This window comes from Marmoricola endophyticus, assembly GCF_014644415.1.
In the GTDB taxonomy this organism is placed as follows: Bacteria; Actinomycetota; Actinomycetes; order Propionibacteriales; family Nocardioidaceae; genus Marmoricola; species Marmoricola endophyticus.
Window position 1 is genome coordinate 157,828 of record NZ_BMKQ01000002.1, and the last position, 23,790, is coordinate 181,617.

The window sequence follows — 23,790 nt, forward strand, 5'->3', positions numbered from 1 at the left end:
ACGACCAGCGAGAGGACACGGACGATGAACGACACCTGGGTGACCCTGCAGGGGTGGGCCGGCAGCGACGTGGATCGCAAGGAGGCCGGCGGTGTCGCCCTCGCGACGTTCCGCATCGGCTCGACGCCCCGCCACCAGAAGGACGGCGAGTGGGTGGACGGCGCCACCGCCTGGTTCACCGTCAACGCCTGGCGCACGCTGGCCCGCAACGTCGCCGACTCCGTGCGCAAGGGCGACCCGCTGATCGTGCACGGCCGGCTGCGTGCCGACGTGTGGGAGCGGGAGGGCCAGCCCGCATCGGTGCGCTGGGTCGTGGAGGCCGCCACCGTCGGGCACGACCTCAGTCGTGGCGTGTCCGGCTTCCAGCGCTCCGTCCGGCGCGAGCGTGCCTCGACCGCCGAGCCTGCGGCCGGTCCCCACGCCACGGCCGAGAGCAGCCCGACGGCGACCGCCGTACCCGAGCAGCGGCAGAGCCCCGAGGCGGTCGCCTGAGGGGAGGAGGGGAGCGCGCAGCCGCCGCGAGCGACCCGTAGGCTCCTCGGTATGGCGGAGTACGTGTTCACCCTGCGCAACGTGCGCAAGGCCCATGGAGACAAGGTCGTCCTCGACAACGTGACGCTGTCGTTCCTGCACGGGGCGAAGATCGGCGTCGTCGGGCCCAACGGCACCGGCAAGTCCACGCTGCTGAAGATCATGGCCGGGCTCGAGCAGGCGAACAACGGCGACGCCATCATCGACCCGGAGGCGACCGTCGGGATGCTCCAGCAGGAGCCTCCGCTGACCGAGGGCGCCACGGTGCTGGAGAACGTCGAGGAGGCGGTCGCCGACCTCAAGGCCAAGATGCGACGCCTCGACGAGGCGTACATGGAGATGGGCGACCCCGACGCGGACCAGGACGCCCTGATGGCCGAGACGGGGGACCTGCAGACCGAGCTGGACAACGCCGGCGCCTGGGACCTCGACAGCCGCCTGGACCAGGCGATGGACGCGCTGCGCTGCCCGCCCGGTGACGTGCTCGTCGACAACCTGTCCGGTGGTGAGCGTCGCCGGGTCGCGCTGTGCAAGCTGCTGCTCCAGCAGCCGGACCTGCTGCTCCTCGACGAGCCCACCAACCACCTCGACGCGGAGTCGGTGCAGTGGCTGGAGGGGCACCTGGCGAACTACCCCGGTGCCGTCCTCGCCGTCACCCACGACCGGTACTTCCTCGACAACGTCGCGCAGTGGATCCTCGAGCTCGACCGGGGCAAGACCCACCCGTACGAGGGCAACTACTCCACCTACCTCGAGACCAAGAAGGAGCGGCTCAAGGTCGAGGGGCAGAAGGACGCCAAGCGCGCCCGGATGCTGGAGAAGGAGCTGGAGTGGGTGCGCTCCAACCCCAAGGCCCGTCAGGCCAAGAGCAAGTCCCGCCTGGCGCGCTACGAGGAGATGGCGGCCGAGGCGGAGCGCGCGCGCAAGATCGACACCTCCGAGATCAACATCCCCGCCGGACCCCGCCTGGGCGACGTGGTGCTCGAGGCCACGGACCTGCGCAAGGGCTTCGGTGACCGCACCCTGATGCACGACCTGCGGTTCACCCTGCCTCGCGCCGGCATCGTCGGCGTGATCGGGCCCAACGGCGTCGGCAAGACGACGCTGTTCCGGATGATCGTCGGCGACGAGAAGCCGGACGAGGGCGACCTGAACGTGGGCCAGACGGTGAAGATCTCCTACGTCGACCAGAGCAGGGGCGGCATCGACGGCGACAAGAACGTCTGGCAGGTCGTCTCCGACGGGCTGGACTTCATCAAGGTCGCGAACTTCGAGATGAACTCGCGCGCGTACGTCGCCTCCTTCGGGTTCAAGGGCCCCGACCAGCAGAAGAAGGCCGGCGTCCTCTCCGGCGGCGAGCGCAACCGGCTCAACCTCGCGCTCACGCTGAAGATGGGCGGCAACCTGCTGCTCCTCGACGAGCCCACCAACGACCTCGACGTCGAGACGCTGTCCTCGCTCGAGGACGCGCTGCTCGACTTCCCGGGCTGCGCGGTGGTCACCTCCCACGACCGATGGTTCCTCGACCGCGTCGCCACGCACATCCTCGCCTGGGAGGGCGACGACGAGGACCAGGCCCAGTGGTTCTGGTTCGAGGGGAACTTCGCCGCCTACGAGGAGAACAAGATCGAGCGACTCGGCGCCGAGGCCGCGCGCCCGCACCGGGCGTCGCACCGCCGCCTGACGCGCGACTGACCGGCGCGCCCGGCGCGCCGGACCGGGTCAGCTGCAGTCGCGCCGAGGGTCCGCCGACGCGGGCTTGCCGGCCAGCAGCCGGTCCGAGACGTCGTTCATCACCCGGCCGACGACGGGGAAGTCGGTCCCGGCGATGTCGACGAGGTGTCGACGGACCCCCTCGACGTGGGTCGGGGAGGCGCGCACCAGGAGGTCGTAGCCGGCCTGGGACATGATCGCGTCGACCCCACGGCCGTCCTGGCCCGACTTCGACCGCTCGAGCAGACCGGCGCGCTCCATCCGGGCGACGGCGTGGGTGACGCGGCTGCGGGAGTGGCACAGCGCGTCGGCCAGCAGCGCCATCCGCATCTCCCGGCCCGGGGACTCCGAGAGGCGCACGAGGATCTCGTACTCCGGGAGGGAGATGCCGTGCTCGAGCCGCAGGTCGCGGTCCAGCCGGTCCATCAGCAGCTGCGTGCCGAGGATGAAGCCACGCCACGCGACCTGCTCGTCGTGGTCGAGCCACTTCGTCCCTTCAGCCATGCTCCGGATCCTATGCAAGCCTCGGGGAATACCCGCGCGGGACGTACCGTTGCCGCCGATCGGAAGTTGAACGTTCACTTAATCGGAGGAACCCCATGACGCAGACCACGCCGCAGACCGACTGGATCGCCGGCAGCTGGACCATCGACCCGAGCCACTCCGAGGTCGCGTTCCGCGTGCGCCACCTCGTGGGCAAGGTGCGCGGCCAGTTCGACACCTTCCACGGCACGCTCACCACGGGCGCCACGCCCGCCGAGACCACCGCGAACGCCACCATCGACCTGAACTCGGTCAACACAGGGGACGAGGGCCGCGACGGCCACCTGCGCTCCGCCGACTTCTTCGACGTCGAGACGCACGGCCAGATGACCTTCACCAGCACCTCGTTCGACGGGGAGAAGGCGGTCGGCGAGCTGACCATCAAGGGCGTGACCAAGCCGGTCGAGCTGGACGTCGAGGTCAACGGCATCGGCGGCGACCCGTGGGGCGGCACCCGCATCGGCATCGACGCCACCACCACGATCACGCGTCAGGACTTCGGCGTCTCCTTCAACGGCGTCGTCGACGGCTCCAAGGTCCTCGTCGGCGACAAGATCGACATCACGCTGAGCATCGAGGCCGTCCTCGACCAGGCCTGATCCTCGGGACGTGCGATCGGCCCCGGCCCCCGCGAGGGGACCGGGGCCGACGTGCGTCCGTCTCAGGACATGCGCTCCAGGACCAGCGCCATGCCCTGGCCGCCGCCGACGCACATGGTGATCAGCCCGGTGGACTTGTCGTGGGTCTGCAGCGAGTTGATCATCGTGTTCTGCAGCCGCGCCCCGGTCATGCCGAAGGGGTGGCCCACGGCGATGGCGCCGCCGTTGACGTTGAGCCGGTCGAGGTCGATGCCGAGGTCCTGGTAGGACGGCACGACCTGGGCGGCGAACGCCTCGTTGATCTCGACGAGGTCGATGTCGTCGATGCTCATGTTCGCCCGCGCCAGCGCCTGCTTGGACGCCTCGACGGGGCCCAGGCCCATGATCTCCGGCGACAGGCCGGTGACGCCGGTCGACACGACGCGCGCCAGCGGCGTGAGGCCGAGCTCCTTCGCCTTGGTGTCGGACATGACCACGACGGCGGCCGCGCCGTCGTTGAGGGCGCAGCAGTTGCCGGCGGTCACCACGCCGTCGGGACGGAAGACCGGGTCCAGGCCGGCGATCTTCTCGTACGTCACACCGGCTCGCGGGCCGTCGTCGGCGGTGACGACGGTGCCGTCCGGCGTCGTCACCGGGGTGATCTCGCGCTCCCAGAAGCCCTCGGCGATCGCCTTCTCGGCGAGGTTCTGGCTGCGGACGCCGAACTCGTCGAGCTCCTGGCGGCTCAGGCCGCGCATGGTCGCGACGTTCTCGGCGGTCTGCCCCATCGCGATGTAGGCGTCGGGGACCTTGCCGTCCTCGCGCGGGTCGTGCCAGGTCTCGTTGCTCGCCGCGGTGGCGTCGGTGCGCTCCTTGGCCTCGCCGAACACCGGGTTCTCGGTGCCGGGCAGGTGGTCGGAGGTGCCCTTGGCGAACCGCGAGACGGTCTCGACGCCGGCGGAGATGAAGCAGTCGCCCTCCCCGGCCTTGATCGCGTGGAAGGCCATCCGGGTGGTCTGCACCGACGAGGAGCAGTAGCGCGTGATCGTGGCTCCGGGCAGGTGGTCGTATCCGAGCAGCACGGACACGATGCGGCCCATGTTGAAGCCGGACTCGCCGCCGGGCAGGCCGCAGCCGAGGTACAGGTCGTCGATCTGCTTCGGGTCCAGCTCGGGGATCTTGTCCAGCGCGGCGCGGACGATCGTCGCGGTCAGGTCGTCGGGCCGCAGGTCCTTCAGCGAGCCCTTGTTGGCACGGCCGATGGGGGAGCGGGCGGCGGAGACGATGACTGCTTCGGGCATGTGAGCTCCTCGGATCTTCAGTGGGTACGGCGGTGGTGCGGGGGCCGCTCGCAGCGGCCCGGCCTCTCGCAGCCTAGGCGGCTCCTGCGACGATGCCGCACGTGCGTCACGTCTACGAGTGCCCGATGCGGTGGGCCGACCTCGACCTGCTCGGCCACGTCAACAACGTGACGTACGTCGACTACCTCCAAGAGGCGCGGATCGACATGCTCACCCACCACGCGCCGGTGCGCGGGGGCGAGGAGCTCGGCGAGGGTGTGGTGGTCGTGCGCCACGAGGTGCAGTTCGTCCGACCGCTGCACCTGCGCAGCCGCCCGGTGCGCGTCGAGTGCTGGGTCACCGAGATCCGCGCGGCGACCTTCACGATGGCGTACGAGATCGTCGAGGACCCTGGCGACGCAGAGGACACCGAAGGGTCGGCGGCCGAGCGGGTCGTCTACGTCCGCGCGACGACGGTGCTGACGCCGTTCGTCTTCGCCGAGGAGCGGCCCCGCCGGCTCAGCGCCGCGGAGAAGGAGGTCCTGGGCCGGTTCCTCCACGACGGACCGGAGCCGACCGCGCCGCTGCAGGCGCTGGCGCCGAGCGAGGTCGGGTCCGCGCACCGGTACCCGCTCGCGGTGCGCTGGTCGGACGTCGACGCCTACGGCCACGTCAACAACGTGAAGTACGTCGAGTACTTCCAGGAGGCCCGGATCAAGCTGTTCGAGGACCTCGGCCGCGACCGCGAGGCCGGCCGCGACGAGTGGAGCGCCGTCGTCGTGGCGACCACGGACATCGACTACCTCCGCCCGGTCCTCTACGACCGCGGTGCGTACGAGGTCCGCTCCTGGGTCTCCCGCGTGGGACGGCGCTCGTACGACCTCGGCGGCGAGGTCCGCGACGCCGAGGGCAGCGTCTGCGCCCGCGCCCGGGTCGTGCTGGTCAGCTTCGACCTGGACACCGAGCGCTCGGCGCCGATGCCGGCGCCGATGCGCACGGTGCTCGAACGCGCGGTGCCCTAGGGTGCGTCGCCCAACCCATGGCCTGCTGCGCGCCGCCCCTCACGCACGCTGGCTGCGTTTCGCTCGCTCGACGGGCCACCGGCCCGCCTGCGCTCCCGCGCCAAGCCACCACCCCACGAGACCGCTCGCTGCGCTCGCGCTCCCGCGGGGACCCCGGAGCTGCCATCGCACGCGCTGGACGCCGCGCAGCGAACGGCCAGCGGTTGAGCAACGCACCCTGAGCGGTCCTCGCGCTCAGTCCTCCTCGAGCGTGTTCACCATGAACTGGGCCGCGTGGGTGACGTACTCCCAGAACTTGGCGTCCTGCTCCGGCGTCAGCTCGGCCTCGTCGAGTGCGGCCCGGAAGTGCGTCAGCCAGTGCCGCGCCGCGAGCGGCGTCACCCGGAACGGCGCGTGCCGCATCCGCAGCCGAGGGTGCCCGCGCCGCTCGGAGTACGTCGTCGGGCCGCCCCAGTACTGCTGGAGGAACAGGGTGAACCGCTCCTGGGCGGGCGCGAGGTCCGCCTCGGGGTACATCGGGCGCAGCACCTCGTCGGTCGCGACGCCGGCGTAGAAGCGGGCCACGATGCCGGCGATGGTGGCGCCACCGATCTCGTCGTAGAAGGTCTGCTCCTGGGTCACGCCGACCATTGTCCCCGCCAGGGATCAGCGCAGGGCGAGCACCCAGCCCGAGGCCGCCCGGACCCGGGCCAGCGCCCGCTCCCACAGGATCCCGGCGACCAGCAGGGCGACGCCGACGACACCGAAGGTGGCCCACGGACCGATCGCGGTTTCGAAGGCGCTGGCCGCCACCGGCCCGAGGAAGCGCAGCGCGATGACCACGAGCACGGCCGCGCCGCAGAGGTACGGCGCCTGCCAGCGGCGTACCCCACCGAGCGCGAGCGCCGCGAGAGCCGCGGCGCCGACCAGCATGGTGCGCACCTGCACCGGGTCCCCGAGGGTCAGCAGCAGGCTGGGCACCAGGGCGAGCAGCAGCCCCGCGCCGAGCATCGTCCAGGTGTCGGAGTCGTCCTCGGCGCTCGCTCGCCGGTAGCCGGCGACCACCAGCACCGCCGCGCCGGGCAGGGCCACCAGCTCCGGCGCGCCGGGAAGCGACCCGGTCGCTCGCACCGACTCGGCGAGCGCGAGGAGCAGCGCCGCGCCCATGCCGACCAGGTGCCGGTCGCGGTGCCGCAGCACGAGCACGGTCGCCGCCGTCCCGAGCGCCGCCAGCACCAGCGAGGACTGGGCGGAGCCATCGGCCGAGGCGAAGCCCGCCGCGCCCACCAGCACCGCGGTCACCTCGGCCGCGACCCGGACGGCCGGGCGGCGGGCCACGTCGTACGACCCGAGCAGGGCGGCGACCGCCACGACGCACAGCGCGACGGGGCGGGTGAGCGGCGCGGCGTCAAGGACGAAGGTCCAGGCGACGACGGCGTACGCCGTGCCCAGCACCGCCGCCACCACCGCGACGACCGCCGGATCGGGGCCGGCAGCGGTCGGCTCGACCGGTCGCCGCTGCTGCTCGACCAGGTGGCGTACCGACGCCGCAGCCAGCGCGGTGGCGACGACCGCCTGCACCACCCAGCGGTCGTGGGAGCCGGGGAGCGCGCTCACCGTCACGACCGCGACGAGCACGGCGGTCGCCTCGAGGCAGACGCGTGCGGTGAGCGCACGGGCCAGCCGCGAGGAGAGGAGCAGGTACGCCGCGGACACCGCCGCGAGCAGCAGGGCGGTCAGCGTGCCGCCCGCGCCTGCGGTGCCGGCCCACCCGGCGGCGGCGGCGCCGGTCGCGGCGACGAGCACGGCCGCCGAGACCGGTGCGCCGACCGGGTGCGGCGTGACCCGGTCCCAGCGCACCAGGTGGCGGGCCGAGGAGATCGTCAGCGAGGTGCCGAGCACCGCGAGGACGAGCCACAGGTCGGACGCGCGGGTGAGGAGGAGGTACCCGGTCGCGCCCGAGAGGGTCGCCCCGACCTGTGCGGCGAGGCGGGTGGCCGTGTGCCGGCAGACGAGGTCCGCTCCCAGGAGCATCGCCGAGCCGACCAGGGCGACGGTGAGAGAGGCGACGAGAGGCGACGCGCCGGCGAGGTACGTCCACGCGTGCGCCGCCCCGGAGGCGAGCGCCGTGGTCGCCACGGCGGCGGGCAGCGCGAGCGCCGGCCTCCATGCGCGTCGGTCCTGGTCGACGACGTGGCGGCCGGCGACCACGGTGCCGGCGGTGCACAGCAGCCCGAGGGCCCAGGCCCGCTCCGTCCCGGTCGACGCGGCCGAGGCGGTGACCAGCAGCACCAGGGCGGAGGCGCCCTCGTACGCCAGCCGGGTGTCGGTACGGCGACTCGACGGCGCCGCGCAGACGAGCACCAGCGCGCCGACGCAGGCGAGGGTCACGACGACGGGCAGGCGCCCTGCGCCGGCCACCTGCGTCCAGCCGAAGCCGGCGTAGGTCGCGAGCACCGTGGCGAGGACGGCGCCGACGGGGATGGCGAGCGACTGCCCGACGGCCGTGCTGCTGGTGCGGTCGCGGTGTCCGACGACGACGCCCGCGGCCACGGTCAGCGCGGTGGCGAGCACGGCGCTCAGCACGGCGGAGGGGACGGCCAGGGCGAGCGCGAGCAGGGTCAGCCAGGCGGCCAGGACCAGCAGCCAGGGACGCCGGGCCGGACCGCTCCGCAGGGCCAGGACCGTGGTCGAGACCGCGGCCCCGACGAGGAGCAGGACCCCGAGCCACAGCGGCTCGCCCGAGTGACCCAGCCGGACGAGGACGGTCAGGCAGGCGACGGCAGGCAGCCCCGGCAGCATCGGCCGCCAGGGGGCACCGAGCACGTGCAGCAGGCCCGCGGCGACGGCCAGGCCCGACCCGACGACGAGGACCAGCAGCCACAGACCGACCCCGCCGTGCGCGGGCAGCGGGCCGCCCAGCCCCCGTGCCCACCAGACCGTGTCGCTGCCGAGGACCGTGGCGCCTACCCGGACCGGGGGCGCCACAGCGACCACGAGGCCGAGCGCCGCGACGTTGACGAGGCCGGGCAGGACCGACCCCAGCGCCCACGTCCGCGGCGCGAGGAACGCGATCGCGGCCAGCACCACTCCGGTCGCCGCGAGGACGACCAGGCTGGTGGTGGTGTCGGTCAGCGGGCCCTGGGCGAACCCGGCGGCCACGGAGAGCGCGACGGCCGCGCAGAGGACCCGCAGCGTCCGCGGCGAGCGGGGCAGGAAGGCTGCGGCCGCGGCGATGAGGGCTGCGGCGAGGAGTGGCCAGCCCACCAGGCCGGTCCAGTACGTCGTCCGGTCGGTGGCACCGGCCAGGGCGCGGGTCCCGACGGCGAGGAGCACCAGCCAGCTGGCCAGGACCAGGCCGGTGGCGGCCCACGAGGCGACGGCGAGTCCGAGACGGCGGCCGAGCACGGCGGCGCACGCGGCCAGGACCACGGCGAGGACCGGGCCGACCCCGTCGGGGAGGCTGCCGGTCCACAGACCGACGGCAGAGACCACGAGCAGGCCGACACCCGCGGCCAGCTCGCTCAGCACGAGGCGCCGCACCGTCGTCCGCTGGGCCAGCGCGCCGAGCAGCAGACCGCCGACCGCCAGCAGGGCGCCGATGACGACGAGGGTGGTCCGGGTCGACATCGCGTCCAGCCCGGCCAGACCAGAGCGGCGGCCGGCGTCGACGTCGAGGGCGAGCAGCGCCAGGGCGAGGACGGTCAGGGTCTCGGCCCCGCCCCGCTGTCCGCGTCGGGCGAGTACGCCGCCGCTGGCCAGCACCCCGAGGGTGACGACGCCGGCGACGGCGGCCTTCGCCCCCAGCGGGAGGCTGGTCCAGCTGACGGTGAGGAACAGCACCGCGGCCACCACGACCAGCAGCCCGCCGGTGCCGAGCAGGATCAGTGGGGCGGTGAGCCCGGAGAGCCGGGAAGGGGAGCGCGGTACGCGCGGCCCGGCCGGGTACGACGCGAGCCCGTCGGTGGCCGACACTGGCTGCGCCGGAGCGGGTGCCGGAGCGGGTGTCGGAGCGGACGCTGTGGGTGCCGGGGCCGGGTCGAGGACGGGCTCAGCAGCGGGCGGCGCCGGGGCCGTACGGACGGCGGTCGCCTGGCCGGCGCGGATCTCCTCGATGATCCGGTCGGCGCTGGTCAGCACCGACCAGAGCTCGACACCCAGCGGGCCCGAGAGGTCCAGGCGGCAGGCGGCGCAGCGTCCGTCGGGACGCACGGTGGCGCGGCAGTCGGGGCACAGGCGCGGGTCGAGCAGTCGGCTCATGCGCACACAGTGGCCGATGCCCGGGTCGGCGGGAAGGCGCCGCGGTGCTCAGCCGGCCTGAGTACCGGGCCTCAGTCGAGGTCGTCGGCCCCCGCGCTGGTCCGCGGCGACCCCGAGACGTCGCGGTGCCACACCACGCGCTGCGGCAGCGGGATCTCGATGCCCTCGACGTCGAAGCGCTCCTTGATCCGCTCCCGCAGCTCCCGGGTGACGGCCCACTGCTGACCGGGCAGGGTCTTGATCAGCATCCGTACGAGCACCGAGTCGGGGTCGAGGGACTGCACGCCCTTGACGTCCGGCTCGGCCAGCACCATCTCGCCGTACGTCGGGTCGTCGATCAGGGTGTGCCCGACCTCGGAGAGGATCTCCTTGACCCGTCCGATGTCCTCGGAGTAGCCGACCGGCACGTCCAGCAGGGACCGGGCGAAGTTCTGGCTCATGTTGCCCACGCGCAGGATCTCGCCGTTGCGGACGTACCAGACCGCACCGTTGATGTCGCGCAGCCGGGTGACCCGCAGGCTGACCGCCTCGACGACGCCGTACGCCTCGCCGAGGTCGACCTCGTCGCCGACGCCGTACTGGTCCTCGAAGATCATGAAGATGCCGGACAGGAAGTCCTTAACCAGGGCCTGGGAGCCGAAGCCGATCGCGACGCCGAGGATGCCGGCTCCGGCGATCAGCGGCGCGACGTCGTAGCCGAGCTCGGAGATCACCATCACCACGACGACGGTGAAGATGACACCGGTGCTGATCGACTTCAGCAGCGAGCCCATCGTCTCCACGCGCTGACCGTGCCGAGCGCTCCGCTCGCCCAGTGCGCCGACCTTGGCCAGCCCGCTCGTCGCCTGCTTCGGCGTGCGGGACGCCTTCTCCGCGCGACGGATCACCCGGTCGATGAGACGGTGGACGATCCACCGGGCGACGATCCCGACCAGGATCAGCCCCACGATCGCCAGCGGCTTGCCGATGATCCAGGTGGAGATGTCGGCGACCTTCGAGTCGCCGGTGACGTCGTAGACGAATGCGCAGGTCTGGCTGTCGGAGTCGGTGCAAGCGGCAGGGACCTGGATCAATCTCATTCGCCCCACGCTACGGATGAGGAGTGCGCCTTCAAGAGCGGGCGCGGCGGTGCGAGCGACGCCACACGGCTAGGATCGACCCGTGAGTCACACGTCCTCCCGCCCCGCCCGAACAGACCTCCGCCGCGGCCTCGCCCGTGGCCTCGTCCGCGGTGGTGCGGCCGGCAGCCTGCTCGCGCTGATCGGGCTCTCCGCGGGGGCGTACGCCGACGAGCCCGTCGGCTGGGAGAGCGTGCAGTCGGTCTCCGGGCTGCAGTTCTTCCTCGTGCTCCTGCTGATCCCGCTCGGCCTGGCCATCGTGATCTCGCTCGTGGTGGCGCTGCCGTCGGTCATCCGCGGCTCGAGCTACGAGAACGGCGAGATCTGGGCCGGCGACGACGAGTGGTTCGGCGGCCCCAAGGACGGCGTCGAGAAGGGCACCGACCCGGCCCGGCTGGAGTCCGCCGGCGAGCAGGGCGGCGCTGGGGCGCGCTACTGATGGGGTCCATGTCCGACGGGTTCTCCGGCGCCCAGCGCACCGTCATCGACCGCGCCATCCGCGCCGCGGAGACCCGCTCCCGCTTCGAGTTCTCGGTCTACGTCGGCGAGCTGGCCCAGCCGAGCCGCGACACCGCCCGGGCGCTGCACGCCCGGCTGGCCGCGCCGACCCGCAGCGTGCTGGTCGCCGTCGACCCGCGGCAGCGCGAGCTGCAGATCGTGACCGGCGCCGACGTGCGGCGCACGCTGGACGACAAGTCGGTCGGCCTGGTCGCCACCTCCATGCACGCCGACTTCGCCGCCGGCGACCTCGTGGGCGGGCTGTCCCGCGCGGTCACGATGCTGGCGGAGTACGCCGACGCCCCCGAGGTCATGTACCGCTAGCGCCCCCGTGGGTCCCGTTGCCGGGCTCGTCCACGGGGACGCCAGCGCACGTGCTCAGGCCCGGCCGTCCCGCTCCTGGGCCGCGAGGTAGCGGGCGACGTCGGCCCGACCCTCCTCGACGTAGCGGCGGGCACCGGGGTTGACCTCGGTGTCGGCCAGCCAGGCGTCGACCCGGTCCAGCAGCTCGGCGGAGGCCAGCACCCGGGGGAACATCGCGCCCAGGGCGGTCGCGGCGCGCTTGGCGCCGAGCTTCTCCCACGACGTGGCGACGGCGTCGAGGTACTTCTGGACGTACGGCTCGAGCACCTCCTCCTGGCCGTGCTGGTGGAAGTGGCCGGCGATCGTCCGCTGGGTCTCGTTCGGCGTGCTCGGGTCCTCCATCGCCGCCTTCCACGCGGCGGCCTTGGCCTCGACGAGCGGCTGGGCGGCGCGGGCGCCGGCGGCCTTCTCCCGTCCGGAGATGGTCCCGTCTCGCTTCTCCTCGGCGGCGATCTCGGTCTCGGTGAACCGCCCGTTGGCCGCCAGCTCGGTGACCAGCAGCCAGCGCAGGTCCTGGTCGACGTCGAGGCCGTCGAAGGCCACGGACCCGCTGAGCAGACCCTCGAGGTCGTCGAGGGCGGCGTCGCTGTGCGCGCTGCCGGCCCAGGTCCGGACGAAGGTCAGCTGGTGGTCGCTGCCGGGCTCGGCGGCATCGGCCAGCGCGCGTACCTCGGTCTCGAAGCGCTCGCGCAGGGCGGGGCGTCCGGCCGGGTCCGAGAGCGAGCCGACGGCCTGGGCGGCGTACGACGGGATCCGGCTCAGGCCCCAGGCGTCGGTCTCCGCGCCGATGTTGGCGAGGAACAGCGTCACGAAGTCGCGTGCGGCCATCTCGGCGTCGCGCGTCTGGTCCCACGCCGCCCCCCACACCAGTGCGCGGGGCAGCGACTCGGTCAGCGCGGAGAGGTGCTCGACCGCGGTGGACTGCGAGCGCTCGTCGAGGCGGATCTTGGCGTACGCCAGGTCCTCGTCGTTGAGCAGCAGCAGGTCGGGCTGCTTCTCGCCCACGGCCTCGGCGACCTCGGTGGCCTCGCCCTCGACGTCGGTCTCCAGATAGGTACGGCGGGTCAGCTCGCCCGACGAGCCCCCGCCGAGGTCGTAGAACCCGATCCCGAGCCGGTGCCGGCGCAGCGTCGGCCAGTCCGCAGCCGCGCTCTGGCGCACCGTCAGCCGGGTGATCGTGCCGGACTCGTCGACCTCGACCTCGGGAGTCAGCGTGTTGACGCCGGCGGTCTGCAGCCACTCCTTGGCCCAGCCGGCCAGCTCGCGGCCCGAGGACGTCTCCAGCGCGGAGAGCAGGTCGGTGAACTCGGAGTTGCCGTAGGCGTGGGCGGCGAAGTACTGCCGCAGCCCGGCGAGGAACTCCTCGATCCCGACCCACGCGACCAGCTGCTTGAGCACCGAGGCGCCCTTGGCGTAGGTGATCATGTCGAAGTTGACCTCGACGGCCTCGAGGTCGTAGTTGTCTGCCGCGATCGGGTGCGTGCTGGGCAGCTGGTCCTGGCGGTAGCCGGTCACCTTCCGCGCGTTCGTGAAGCCGGTCCAGGCGTCGTCGTACTGCGTGGCCTCGCTGCTGGCGTAGTAGGCCGCCCACTCGGCGAACGACTCGTTGAGCCACAGGTCGTCCCACCACTTCATGGTCACCAGGTCGCCGAACCACATGTGCGCCATCTCGTGGAGGATCGTGTTCGCGCGGTTGGCGTAGAACGAGCGCGGCTGACGGCCACGAGGGAGGTACTCGTCGCGGAACGTCACGCAGCCGGCGTTCTCCATCGCGCCCATGTTGTACTCCGGCACGTAGAGCTGGTCGTACTTGCCGAACGGGTAGGCCATGCCGAAGGCGCCCTCGAAGAGCGCGAAGCCCTGCTTGGTGATCAGGTTCAGCTCGTCGGTGTCGAAGTGCTCGACCAGCGACTGGCGGCAGTAGTGCCCCAGCGGGACGGTGCCGTAGTCGCCCTCGTAGGTGTCGCGGACGACGTGGTACTCACCGGCGACGACCGCGGTGACGTACGTCGACATCGTCTGCGTGGGCGCGAAGGTGTGCCGCTCCTTGCCCCCGCCGATCGCCTCGGGGTCGGGGGAGGGAGAGTTCGACGAGACCACCCAGCCCTCGGGAGTGGTCACGACGAAGGTGAAGACGCTCTTGAGGTCGGGCTGCTCGAAGGTCGTGTAGACCTTGCGCGCGTCGGGGACCTCGAACTGGGAGTAGGTGTAGACGCGGTCGTCCACGGGGTCGACGAAGCGGTGCAGGCCCTCGCCGGTGTGGCTGTAGGGCAGGTCGGCGTGCACGACGAGCGTGTTGCTGGCGGCGAGCCCCTCCAGGCTGATCCGGGCGCCGTCGTACGACGTCCCCGGGTCCAGCGCGGTGCCGTTCAGGGTGATCTCGCGGACGCTGCTCGCGCCGTCGAGGTCGGCGAACGTCGACGCGCCGTCGGTCGCGGTGAACTCGATGGTGGTGCGCGAGCCGAAGGTGTCCGGCCCGGTGGTGAGGTCGAGCTCCACGGTGTAGGAGTCGACGGAGAGGAGGGCGGCGCGGGTCTGCGCCTCTTCACGGGTGAGGTTGGTGCCTGGCATGAGCCCTATCCTTGCAGCCGGTGAGACGCGCACCACGCCCCGGGGAATGACGGGCGCGAGCACGCGGTTCCCCAGCCATGGCAGACACCGCAGACTTCTGGTTCGACCCGCTGTGCCCCTTCGCGTGGCTCACCTCCCGCTGGATGCTCGAGGTCGAGCAGGTCCGCGAGGTGGAGACCGCGTGGCACGTGATGAGCCTGGCCTACCTCAACCAGGACAAGGACATCCCCGACGAGTACCGCGAGATGCTCCGACCCGCCTGGGGCCCGGTGCGGGTGCTCGTCAAGGCCGAGCAGGAGCACGGCAACGAGGTGCTGCTGCCGCTGTACACCGCGATGGGCACGCGCATCCACGTCGACGGTCGCGACCTGAAGGACGAGGCGCGGGCGATCGTGACCGAGTCGCTGGCCGAGGCCGGTCTGCCGGAGTCGCTGGCCGACGCGATGGACGACTCCTCGCTCGACGACGCCGTGGCGAAGAGCCACCACGAGGGGATGGACCAGGTCGGCGACGACGTCGGCACCCCCGTCATCTCGATCAACGGCACCGCGTTCTTCGGCCCGGTCATCTCCAAGACCCCGCGCGGCGAGGAGGCCGGGAAGCTGTGGGACGGTGCCGTCGCGGTGGCGTCGTACCCGCTGTTCTTCGAGCTCAAGCGCAGCCGGACCGCGGAGCTGGACTTCAGCTGAGACCTTCTAGGGTCGTGCCATGAGCAGGATCCTCTCCGCGGTCGCGTGGCCGTACGCCAACGGGCCGCGCCACATCGGCCACGTCGCCGGGTTCGGTGTGCCCTCAGACGTCTTCTCGCGCTACCAGCGCATGGTCGGGAACGACGTGCTGATGGTCTCCGGCTCCGACGAGCACGGGACGCCGATCCTCATCGCCGCCGACGAGGCGGGGGTGACCCCGCAGCAGCTGGCCGACACCAACCACCGGCTGATCATCGAGGACTTCCTCGCGCTCGGGCTGTCGTACGACCTCTACACGCGCACCACGACGCGCAACCACCACCAGGTGGTGCAGGAGATGTTCACCGGCGTCCACGAGAACGGCTACTTCGTCGAGCAGACGACCACCGGCGCGATCTCGCCGTCGACGGGCCGCACGCTGCCGGACCGCTACATCGAGGGCACCTGCCCGATCTGCGGGTACGACGGTGCCCGCGGCGACCAGTGCGACAACTGCGGCAACCAGCTCGACCCCGCCGACCTGATCGAGCCGCGCTCGAAGATCAACGGGGAGACGCCGGAGTTCATCGAGACCCAGCACTTCTTCCTGGACCTGCCAGCGCTGGCCGAGGCGCTGGGGGAGTGGCTCGACGAGCGCGAGGCCAGCGGCACCTGGCGGCCGAACGTGATCCGCTTCAGCCAGAACATCCTCAAGGAGATCCGCCCGCGCGCGATCACCCGGGACATCGACTGGGGGATCGCGGTGCCCCTCGAGGGGTGGCGGGAGAACCCGACCAAGCGGCTCTACGTCTGGTTCGACGCGGTGATCGGCTACCTCTCCGCCTCGATCGAGTGGGCGCGCCGCACGGGTGACCCGGATGCGTGGCGGGCCTGGTGGAACCCGGCGCCGGACGGGGAGGGCGAGGCGCGGTCGTACTACTTCATGGGCAAGGACAACATCACCTTCCACTCCCAGATCTGGCCCGCCGAGCTGCTGGCGTACGACGGCCTCGGCTCGCGCGGCGGCACCACGCACGCGTACGGCCGGCTGTCCCTGCCCACCGAGGTGGTCTCGAGCGAGTTCCTGACCATGGAGGGGCGCAAGTTCTCCTCCTCCAAGCGCGTGGTGATCTACGTGCGCGAGATGCTCGAGCGCTACCAGCCCGACGCGTTCCGCTACTTCGTGGCGGCTGCCGGGCCGGAGAGCAACGACGCCGACTTCACCTGGGCGGAGTTCGTCCAGCGCACCAACTCCGAGCTGGTCGCCGGCTGGGGCAATCTCGTCAACCGGACCGCGACGCTGGTCGCCAAGAACTTCGGCGAGATCCCGCCCGCCGCCGAGCTCACCGAGGACGACCGGGCGGTGCTCGACCTCGTGGCCGGCGCCTTCGACAGCGTCGGAGACCACATCGGGCGCAACCGGATGCGCCTGGCCATCCAGGAGGCGATGCGGACCGTGGGTGAGGTCAACCGCTACGTCTCGGACTCCGAGCCCTGGAAGATCAAGGACGACGAGGTCCGGCTGGGCACCGTGCTCCACGTGATGGCGCAGTGCGTGGCCGACCTCAACGTCGTGCTCTCGCCGTTCCTGCCGTTCTCCGCCAACGCGGTCGACCGGGTGCTCGGCGGCGCGGGGGACGTGCAGCCTATGCCGCGCCTGGAGGAGGTCGAGGACCTCGACGGCGGGGCGTCGTACCCGATCATCACCGGCGACTACACGACGACCCGTGCTTGGCGCAGGGAGCCGGTCGTGGTCGGTACGCCGATCGAGAAGCCGGCGCCGGTCTTCCGCAAGCTCGACCCGGCCACGGTCGCCGACGAGCTGGCGCGCCTCGAGGCCTGACCCGGGATCAGACCGGGGTGTAGCGGTACCAGTCCACCTGGAGGGTCGTGGCTCGCGTCGCGCTGCTGCCGCTGGGGAGCCAGTCCAGCTGGATCGACTGGTGCATCGGCCCGGGCGGCTGGTGGGAGGCCGTGGCGTCGCTGAAGAAGGGCACGCCGTCGACGGACGCCGTCACCCCGCTCGGGGTCCAGTCCACCGCGTAGGTGTGCCACTGCGAGAGGTCGAGAATCGACATCTCGTACGTCTGCTGGTTGCCCGCGCCGTAGTGCAGGAAGGCCGAGACGTCCGGAGAGGTCGCGGTCGTCTCGGCGTAGTCGATCTCGCCGCCGGTCGGCCAGGCGATCTCGGTCGGCCACAGCAGCAGCACCGGGTGGTAGCGGGCGTCGCCGCCCGCGGGCACCCGCATCCGGGTCTCCCAGCGGCCGTAGCGGTGCGCGGTGCGGTCGCTCATGCCCGCGGTCGTCCCCTCCGGTGTCCCCGTGAGGGTCAGCACGCCGCCGGAGACGCTGATCTGCTCGGGGCGGCGAAGACCGGCGCCGGCGTTGCCGGGTCCGTCGTACGCCTCCCACCGGGAGGTGTCGAGGGCGGTGCCGTCGAAGTCGTCGGAGTAGGCCGGGCCCGCGTCCGCGGAGGACCGTGTCGTCGGGGCGGCGACGGACGCGGGTGTCTCCCCTACGACGGTGGTGACGGCGGCGGCGCAGAGCACCAGGGCGACGGAGCGGAGGGAGAGGGGCACGGGGCCGAACCAACGCGACGTCGTGGGCCGAGCGCAAGTCAAGGTGGGGGAGGCCACGTCCGTCGCATGCGACAGACTGGGGTCATGCGCGTCCACCTCGGCTCCGACCACGCCGGCCTCGAGCTCAAGGCCCACCTCGTCGACTGGCTGACCCAGCACGGTCACGAGCCGGTCGACCACGGCCCCTGGGAGTACGACGCCCAGGACGACTACCCGGTCTTCTGCCTGCGTGCCGCGCGCGGGACGGTCGACGACGAGGGCAGCCTCGGTGTCGTGATCGGCGGCTCGGGCAACGGCGAGCAGATCGCGGCGAACAAGGTGGTCGGCGTACGAGCGGCCCTGGCCTGGAGCGAGGAGACCGCCTCGCTGGCACGGGAGCACAACGACGCCAACGTCCTCTCGGTCGGCGGACGGATGCACACGGTCGAGGAGATGACCCGCTTCGTCGAGGTCTTCTTGGAGACGCCGTACAGCGGCGAGGAGCGGCACTCGCGGCGGATCGCGATGCTCGCGACGTACGAGCAGACCGGCGCCCTGCCGCCGCTGCCGGCCTCGGCGGCCGGCCACCCGGATGCCTGAGGGGCACACCCTCCACCGGCTGGCCCGCGACCTGGATGTCGCCTTCGGCGGACGGCGGGTCCGTACGAGCAGCCCGCAGGGCCGCTTCGCTGCCGAGGCGGCCGCTCTGGACGGTGCGGTCCTCGTGCAGGCCGAGAGCGGCGGGAAGCACCTGTTCGTCGAGTTCGTCGGCGACCGGTTCGTGCACGTGCACCTCGGGCTGATCGGGAAGTTCGACATCACTGCCGGGACGGCCCCGCCGGCCGTGGGCGCCGTGCGCCTGCGGATCGAGCACGAGGACTCGTACGCCGACCTCCGCGGCGCGATCACCTGCGACCTCGTCGGACGGGCACGTCGCGACCAGGTCATCGGCGAGCTGGGGCCTGACCCGCTGCGCGCCGACGCCGACCCGGACCGCGCCTGGGACCGGATCCGACGCAGCGACCGCGCGCTCGGTGACCTGCTGATGGACCAGAAGGTGCTGGCCGGCGTCGGCAACGTCTACCGCGCCGAGGTCCTCTTCCGGCACCGCCTCGACCCCCGACGCCCGGGCCGCACCCTGCGACGCGGTCAGTGGGTGGAGGTCTGGGAGGACCTGGTCTGCCTGCTCGCCGAGGGCGTGCGCACCGGCCGGATCGACACGGTCCGTCCCGAGCACACGCCCGAGGCGATGGGCCGCCCTGCCCGCAAGGACGACCACGGCGGCGAGGTGTACGTCTACCGGCGCGACGGGCAGCGCTGCTTCGTGTGCGACAGCGTGGTGCGCACCAGCGACCTCAAGGGCCGCAACCTGTTCTGGTGCCCGCGCTGCCAACCCACCTTCCGCTCTCGGGCCACGAAGGGGCCGTCGGGTCCGTAGGGTCCCTCCTGTGCTCCGCGACCTGCCCGCCGCGCTGCGCCGACGCACGTCCGACGCCGAGGTGGGCGCGTGCACCTTCTTGGTGATCGCGCTGCTGGTGATCCTGGTGGTGGGCTCGATCAGCCCGGACTGGCTGCCGTACTCCTCGGTGCTGGTGCCGGCCTTCGTGGCCAGTCGGCTCCTCGGGCCCCGGCTGCTCCCGTGGGTCGCCGGCCTGGCGCTGCTCGTCGCCGCGCTGCTGATCGCCCAGGCGCCGCCGGAGAGCGTCCGCCAGGTGCTGGGCCTCGTCGTGGTGGCCACCGTCCTGGTCCTCGTGCTCCTGGCCTCGCACCGGCGGGTGCGACTCGGCGTGGCGGGCAGCCGCGGCGAGGACATGCTGGTCGACCTCCGCGACCGGATCCAGGCCCAGGGCCGCCTGGAGCGGGTGCCCGACGGCTGGTCAGTGCGCTCGGTCCTGCGGGCGGCGGGGGGCACCGCCTTCGCCGGTGACTTCCTGGTCGGCTCGGTCACGCGTACGGCTACGCCTCGCCTGCGGGTCGCGCTGGTCGACGTCTCCGGCAAGGGCATCGAGGCCGGTCCCCGGTCGCTCTTGCTCTCCGGTGCGATGGGCGGGCTGCTGGACGCGCTGCCCGCCGAGGACTTCCTGCCCGCCGCCAACCGCTTCGTGCTGGGTCAGGACTGGGAGGAGGGCTTCGCCACCGCCGTCCACCTCGACCTCGACCCTGGCACCGGCATGCTCGAGGTCCGCAGCGCCGGGCACCCGCCGCCGGTCCTGCTCGAGGCGGCGGCGACGGGCTGGCGGCTGCTGGAGGCGGAGGGGCCGGCGCTCGGGCTGCTCGGCGAGCCTGACCACACCGTGTGCGCGGCCCGGCTGGAGCCGGGAGACGCGCTGGTCCTCTACACCGACGGGGTGGTCGAGGTGCCCGGTCGTGACCTCGCGGACGGGATCGACCTCCTCGCCGGGCGAGCCCGCCGGATGCTCGACGCCGGCGGCGCGATCTCGGAGGCCGCCCTGCTCTCGGGCCTCGGCAACCGACACGACGACCGGGCGCTGCTGGTGGTCCGGCGCGAGACGGTGATGTCCGGTGCGGACGGGGCCGTGTGGCACGATGGGGGAGCCCGCTAGGGCACTGCGGATGTAGCTCAATGGTAGAGCCCCAGTCTTCCAAACTGGCTACGCGGGTTCGATTCCCGTCATCCGCTCCGAGCCGGTCGTGGTCGCGCCGCGGCGGGCTCTACCGGGGCGTAGCGTAGTGGCTAGCGCGCCTGCTTTGGGAGCAGGAGACCGCAGGTTCGAGTCCTGTCGCCCCGACCGCGCTCGCCGCCGGTTGGTCCGGCCCTGCGCGCGTGCCGTACGCTGAAAGTCCGGCCGTACGCCGCCCCCACCGGTGCCTGGCGACGCGGCCGGTCACGCACGTCCGGGGACACCCGGAGTGCCCGACGACCACAGGAGTGACCGTACGTGAAGAGCGCCGTCGAGACGCTGGAGCCCACCCGCGCCAAGCTGACCGTGGAGGTGCCGTTCGAGGAGCTCAAGTCGAGCCTCGACAAGGCCTACCAGGAGATCGCCAAGCAGGTGAACATCCCCGGCTTCCGCCGCGGGAAGGTCCCGCCGCCGGTGATCGACCGCCAGGTCGGCCGCGGAGCGGTGCTGGACCAGGCGATCAACGAGGCGCTGCCCGACCTGTACATCGCTGCGCTGCAGGAGAACGAGCTGGTCCCGCTGGCCCAGCCGGAGATCGACATCACCAAGCTCGAGGACGGGACCGTCCTCGAGTTCACCGCCGAGGTGACCGTCCGTCCCACGATCGAGCTGCCGTCCTACGACAACGTGAGCGCCAGCGTCGACGACGTCGAGGTCACCGACGCCGACGTCGAGGAGCAGGTGCAGGCGCTGCGCGAGCGCTTCGCCACGCTGAGCGAGGTCGAGCGGCCCGCCGCCGAGGGCGACTTCGTCTCGATCGACCTCGCGGCCAGCAAGGACGGCGAGGCGGTCGAGGGCGGCCAGCTCGAGGACTACAGCTACCAGGTCGGCAAGGGCGACATGCTGCCCGGGATCGACGAGGTGCTCGTCGGCATGTCGGCCGGCGAGGAGAAGTCCTTCACCACGCAGCTGCTGGGTGGCGACATGGAGGGCCAGGACGTCGAGGTGCTGGTCACCGTCGGCTCGGTCAAGGAGCAGGAGCTCCCCGAGCTGGACGAGGAGTTCGCCCAGACCGCCTCCGAGTTCGACACGATGGACGAGCTGACCGAGGACGTCCGCACCCGGCTGGGCCGTGGCAAGCGGCTCGAGCAGGCCGCCGCGGCCCGCGACGCCGTCCTCGAGCAGCTGATCGAGGCCACCGAGATCCCGCTGCCCGACGAGGTCGTGAGCGCCGAGCTGGCCTCGCGCCGCCAGGAGATCGAGCAGCAGCTCGGCTGGGCCGGGATGGACCTGCAGACCTACCTCGACAACGAGAAGCAGACCGTCGACGAGTTCGAGGCCGACCTCGACAAGCGAGTCCGCGACATGCTCGCCGCGCAGTTCATCCTCGACGAGATCGCCAAGAAGGAGGAGATCGACGTCGAGCAGGAGGAGCTGTCCCAGCACCTCATGCAGCGTGCGCAGCAGTCCGGCCAGGACCCCAACGAGTTCATCCAGCACATGCTCCAGCACAACCACGTGCCGGAGATGGTGGCCGAGGTCGTCCGGGGCAAGGCCCTCGCGCAGATCGTCGAGAGTGCGACCGTCACCGACGCGTCGGGCAACGTCGTCGAGCTGAAGAACCTCCGCCCCGACGGCTCGATCGGCGAGCCCGAGGACGACGGCGAGCCGGAGGTCGGCGAGGCCACCGAGGACACCGCGGCCGACGAGGCGACGGAGTCCTCGTCCAGCTGACCGCGAGCGGTCTCACACCTGAGGGGCGTTGACCGCCTCACCGCAGGCTCCGGAGACTGGCGCCATGGCTGATCGCGAGACCTCCGGCGCGCTCGGCGCCGCGGCGCTGGGCGTCGACCTCCTGCGGGATGCGGTGCTGCCCTCGGTGCGCGACCTGCACGGGGCGATCAGCCGCCGGGTCGGTCCGCGGGTCCCTGTCGTGCGCGAGGTGAGCGCGCTGCAGGGCGCCGTCGCGGACCGGGTGTACGCCGGCCTCGGCCGCGGGCTCGCCGGTGCCTCGGCCGGGCTGCGCCGTGCCGACGATGCGGCGCAGCGTGCCGGCGTGGGCGCGACGCTGGAGCAGGGAGCGCGGGGCCGGTTCGCCGTCGCCGCGCTGAACGGGCTGTTCGGCGACCGGATCCAGCGCGAGCACCCCGGGCTCGAGATCGCGATGGCGCCGCGGGCCGGTGCCCATGACGTCGACGTCTCGGCGGACGGGATCGCCGCGGCCTACCCGGAGGCCGGGGCGGACGTCGTCGTCCTCCTGCATGGACTCGGGGAGGACGACGTGTGCTGGCGCGTCGGGGCGGGCGCGAGCGGCAGGACGTACCCCGACCACCTGCGCGAGCGTGGCTGGACGCCCGTCGTGCTGCGCTACAACACCGGCCTCCCGATCGCGGAGAACGGCGTCGCCCTCGCCTCTCTGCTGGACCGGCTGGTGTCCGCGTGGCCGGTGCCGGTGCGCCGCCTCTCACTGGTCGGCCACTCGATGGGCGGGCTGGTGATCCGCTCGGCCTGCGCGGTGCTGCCCGGCCCCGGCACCACCGCCTGGGCGCCGCTGGTCGGGGACGTGGTCACGCTCGGTACGCCGCACCTCGGGGCCCCGGTCGCCTGGGGGCTCTCCTCGGGGGTGTCGCTGCTCTCCGTGCTGCCGGAGTCGGCGCCGTTCGGTCGGCTGCTCGACCACCGCTCGGCCGGCATCTTCGACCTCCGCGACGGTCTCCCGCCGGACGTGGCGAACCTGCCCTCCGCGCGCTACCACCTGGTGTCGGCAGCGGTCGGGCGACCGGGTACCCGGGCCGGGGCCGTCGTCTCCGGCGTGCTCGGGGACGGCCTGGTCCGACCGGGGTCGGCCGCCGGACGTCCGCGCCGCGGTGCGGCCCTGTTCCCCGGCGCCGACCTGCTCCACCTCACGCAGACGAACCACTTCGGCCTGCTCAACCACCCGGACGTCTACGCTGCCCTCGACCGGTGGCTCGGGCGCGGCAGCGGCCCTGCTGCGACCGCCGGCGCCCGGCGTCGTACACCCGAGGAGATCCGATGAGCCCGCGTCCCGCCGACCTGTCCGCCAGCACCCGCGTGGAGGCGCCGGTCGACCGCGTGTGGGAGGTGGTCGGCGACGTGCGCACGATGCCGGACTTCTCCCCGGAGCTGCGCAAGGTGTTCGTCCTCGGTCGCCGCAGCGGACCCGGTGCGCGCTTCGTCGGCATCAACAAGCGTGGCCTCGCGGTGTGGCCGACCACCTCGAAGGTGGTGCGGTGGGAGCCCTCGCGCGCCATCGCGTGGAAGGTGGCCGAGAGCGGCGCGACCTGGATGTACGAGCTCGAGCCCACCGACGGCGGTGCCGCGACCACGCTCACCGCCCGCCGGATCCTCCCGGCGTTCTCCGCGGGGACGACGCTCCTCGGCCCGGTCATCGGCGGGGCCGAGGGCCACGACCGCGAGCTGGGCGAGGGGCTCGCGACGACCCTCGAGCGGATGAAGGCACGCATCGAGGGCTGAGGACGTCGGGGGCGGATCCGCTGTGGGCGAA

Annotated in this window: 21 protein-coding genes and 2 tRNA genes; 16 read left to right on the forward strand and 7 right to left on the reverse strand. The window is 72.5% G+C overall.

Going from position 1 to position 23,790, the window contains the following annotated elements; genetic code table 11:
* The first annotated feature begins 24 nt into the window (after nucleotides 1-24).
* Both IEX42_RS17375 and ettA read left to right on the forward strand, forming a co-directional pair.
* Nucleotides 25-492, forward strand: a complete 468-nt coding sequence (locus tag IEX42_RS17375; protein WP_188781342.1) for a single-stranded DNA-binding protein — start codon at nucleotides 25-27, stop codon at nucleotides 490-492.
* Between the two features lie 51 nt (nucleotides 493-543).
* Complete coding sequence (ettA, locus tag IEX42_RS17380) at nucleotides 544-2,226, forward strand: energy-dependent translational throttle protein EttA (RefSeq protein WP_188781343.1); 1,683 nt, start codon at nucleotides 544-546, stop codon at nucleotides 2,224-2,226.
* 27 nt (nucleotides 2,227-2,253) lie between these two features.
* Here ettA and IEX42_RS17385 read toward each other — a convergent pair whose 3' ends face one another.
* The gene (locus IEX42_RS17385) at nucleotides 2,254-2,748 is read right to left on the reverse strand and encodes a MarR family winged helix-turn-helix transcriptional regulator (protein ID WP_188781344.1); all 495 of its coding nucleotides are present in this window, start codon (nucleotides 2,746-2,748) and stop codon (nucleotides 2,254-2,256) included.
* 95 nt (nucleotides 2,749-2,843) lie between these two features.
* Here IEX42_RS17385 and IEX42_RS17390 point away from each other — a divergent pair, with 95 nt between their 5' ends.
* Nucleotides 2,844-3,386: a YceI family protein gene (locus IEX42_RS17390; protein WP_188781345.1), complete on the forward strand. Its 543-nt coding sequence runs from the start codon at nucleotides 2,844-2,846 to the stop codon at nucleotides 3,384-3,386.
* Nucleotides 3,387-3,448: 62 nt separating this feature from the next.
* Here IEX42_RS17390 and IEX42_RS17395 read toward each other — a convergent pair whose 3' ends face one another.
* Entirely contained in the window at nucleotides 3,449-4,666 is a 1,218-nt protein-coding gene (locus IEX42_RS17395; protein WP_188781346.1) for an acetyl-CoA C-acetyltransferase, read from the reverse strand.
* Between the two features lie 101 nt (nucleotides 4,667-4,767).
* Here IEX42_RS17395 and IEX42_RS17400 point away from each other — a divergent pair, with 101 nt between their 5' ends.
* Nucleotides 4,768-5,667, forward strand: coding sequence for an acyl-CoA thioesterase (locus IEX42_RS17400; RefSeq protein WP_229661022.1), 900 nt, complete (start codon nucleotides 4,768-4,770; stop codon nucleotides 5,665-5,667).
* Nucleotides 5,668-5,901: 234 nt separating this feature from the next.
* On the opposite strand, the gene IEX42_RS17405 is transcribed toward IEX42_RS17400, so the two are convergent.
* The 3 genes from IEX42_RS17405 to IEX42_RS17415 all read right to left on the reverse strand — a co-directional run bounded on the left by IEX42_RS17405 (nucleotide 5,902) and on the right by IEX42_RS17415 (nucleotide 10,985).
* Entirely contained in the window at nucleotides 5,902-6,288 is a 387-nt protein-coding gene (locus IEX42_RS17405) for a globin (protein WP_229661023.1), read from the reverse strand.
* A 24-nt stretch (nucleotides 6,289-6,312) separates the two neighbouring features.
* Nucleotides 6,313-9,906, reverse strand: a complete 3,594-nt coding sequence (locus IEX42_RS17410; protein WP_188781349.1) for an SCO7613 C-terminal domain-containing membrane protein — start codon at nucleotides 9,904-9,906, stop codon at nucleotides 6,313-6,315.
* Nucleotides 9,907-9,977: 71 nt separating this feature from the next.
* Nucleotides 9,978-10,985 (reverse strand): mechanosensitive ion channel family protein, encoded by a 1,008-nt coding sequence (locus IEX42_RS17415; protein ID WP_188781350.1) that lies wholly within the window; start codon nucleotides 10,983-10,985, stop codon nucleotides 9,978-9,980.
* An 82-nt stretch (nucleotides 10,986-11,067) separates the two neighbouring features.
* On the opposite strand from IEX42_RS17415, the gene IEX42_RS17420 reads away from it, so the two are divergent.
* Nucleotides 11,068-11,463 (forward strand): hypothetical protein, encoded by a 396-nt coding sequence (locus tag IEX42_RS17420; protein WP_188781351.1) that lies wholly within the window; start codon nucleotides 11,068-11,070, stop codon nucleotides 11,461-11,463.
* A gap of 8 nt (nucleotides 11,464-11,471) precedes the next feature.
* On the forward strand, nucleotides 11,472-11,846 hold the full coding sequence (locus tag IEX42_RS17425) for a DUF5130 family protein (protein ID WP_188781352.1): 375 nt from the start codon (nucleotides 11,472-11,474) through the stop codon (nucleotides 11,844-11,846).
* Between the two features lie 54 nt (nucleotides 11,847-11,900).
* Here the strand turns inward: IEX42_RS17425 and pepN are convergent, their stop codons facing one another.
* Nucleotides 11,901-14,456 carry an aminopeptidase N gene (gene pepN, locus IEX42_RS17430; protein WP_188781353.1) on the reverse strand — a complete coding sequence of 852 codons (2,556 nt, stop codon included), beginning with the start codon at nucleotides 14,454-14,456 and terminating at the stop codon, nucleotides 11,901-11,903.
* Between the two features lie 77 nt (nucleotides 14,457-14,533).
* Here pepN and IEX42_RS17435 point away from each other — a divergent pair, with 77 nt between their 5' ends.
* Together IEX42_RS17435 and metG are read left to right on the forward strand one after the other, a co-directional pair.
* Complete coding sequence (locus IEX42_RS17435; RefSeq protein ID WP_188781354.1) at nucleotides 14,534-15,145, forward strand: mycothiol-dependent nitroreductase Rv2466c family protein; 612 nt, start codon at nucleotides 14,534-14,536, stop codon at nucleotides 15,143-15,145.
* A gap of 19 nt (nucleotides 15,146-15,164) precedes the next feature.
* Complete coding sequence (metG, locus tag IEX42_RS17440; RefSeq protein WP_188781355.1) at nucleotides 15,165-16,967, forward strand: methionine--tRNA ligase; 1,803 nt, start codon at nucleotides 15,165-15,167, stop codon at nucleotides 16,965-16,967.
* 7 nt (nucleotides 16,968-16,974) lie between these two features.
* On the opposite strand, the gene IEX42_RS17445 is transcribed toward metG, so the two are convergent.
* Nucleotides 16,975-17,703 carry a glycoside hydrolase family 16 protein gene (locus tag IEX42_RS17445; RefSeq protein WP_188781356.1) on the reverse strand — a complete coding sequence of 243 codons (729 nt, stop codon included), beginning with the start codon at nucleotides 17,701-17,703 and terminating at the stop codon, nucleotides 16,975-16,977.
* Between the two features lie 84 nt (nucleotides 17,704-17,787).
* Between IEX42_RS17445 and IEX42_RS17450 the strand changes: the two genes are divergently transcribed.
* The 8 genes from IEX42_RS17450 (at nucleotide 17,788) to IEX42_RS17485 (ending at nucleotide 23,759) form a co-directional block, all read left to right on the forward strand.
* Entirely contained in the window at nucleotides 17,788-18,282 is a 495-nt protein-coding gene (locus IEX42_RS17450; RefSeq protein WP_188781357.1) for a ribose-5-phosphate isomerase, read from the forward strand.
* Nucleotides 18,275-19,120, forward strand: a complete 846-nt coding sequence (locus IEX42_RS17455; RefSeq protein WP_188781358.1) for an Fpg/Nei family DNA glycosylase — start codon at nucleotides 18,275-18,277, stop codon at nucleotides 19,118-19,120. The genes IEX42_RS17450 and IEX42_RS17455 overlap by 8 nt, the downstream gene beginning before the upstream one ends.
* A 10-nt stretch (nucleotides 19,121-19,130) precedes the next feature.
* Nucleotides 19,131-20,246, forward strand: coding sequence for a PP2C family protein-serine/threonine phosphatase (locus IEX42_RS17460; protein WP_188781359.1), 1,116 nt, complete (start codon nucleotides 19,131-19,133; stop codon nucleotides 20,244-20,246).
* Between the two features lie 6 nt (nucleotides 20,247-20,252).
* Nucleotides 20,253-20,323 (forward strand) — tRNA-Gly (locus IEX42_RS17465).
* Nucleotides 20,324-20,359: 36 nt separating this feature from the next.
* Nucleotides 20,360-20,432: transfer RNA gene (locus IEX42_RS17470), tRNA-Pro, on the forward strand.
* Between the two features lie 150 nt (nucleotides 20,433-20,582).
* Complete coding sequence (gene tig, locus IEX42_RS17475) at nucleotides 20,583-21,998, forward strand: trigger factor (protein ID WP_188781360.1); 1,416 nt, start codon at nucleotides 20,583-20,585, stop codon at nucleotides 21,996-21,998.
* A 64-nt stretch (nucleotides 21,999-22,062) separates the two neighbouring features.
* Nucleotides 22,063-23,301, forward strand: a complete 1,239-nt coding sequence (locus tag IEX42_RS17480) for an esterase/lipase family protein (protein ID WP_188781361.1) — start codon at nucleotides 22,063-22,065, stop codon at nucleotides 23,299-23,301.
* Nucleotides 23,298-23,759 (forward strand): SRPBCC family protein, encoded by a 462-nt coding sequence (locus IEX42_RS17485; protein ID WP_188781362.1) that lies wholly within the window; start codon nucleotides 23,298-23,300, stop codon nucleotides 23,757-23,759. Before IEX42_RS17480 ends, IEX42_RS17485 begins: the two co-directional genes overlap by 4 nt.
* Nucleotides 23,760-23,790: the final 31 nt, after the last annotated feature.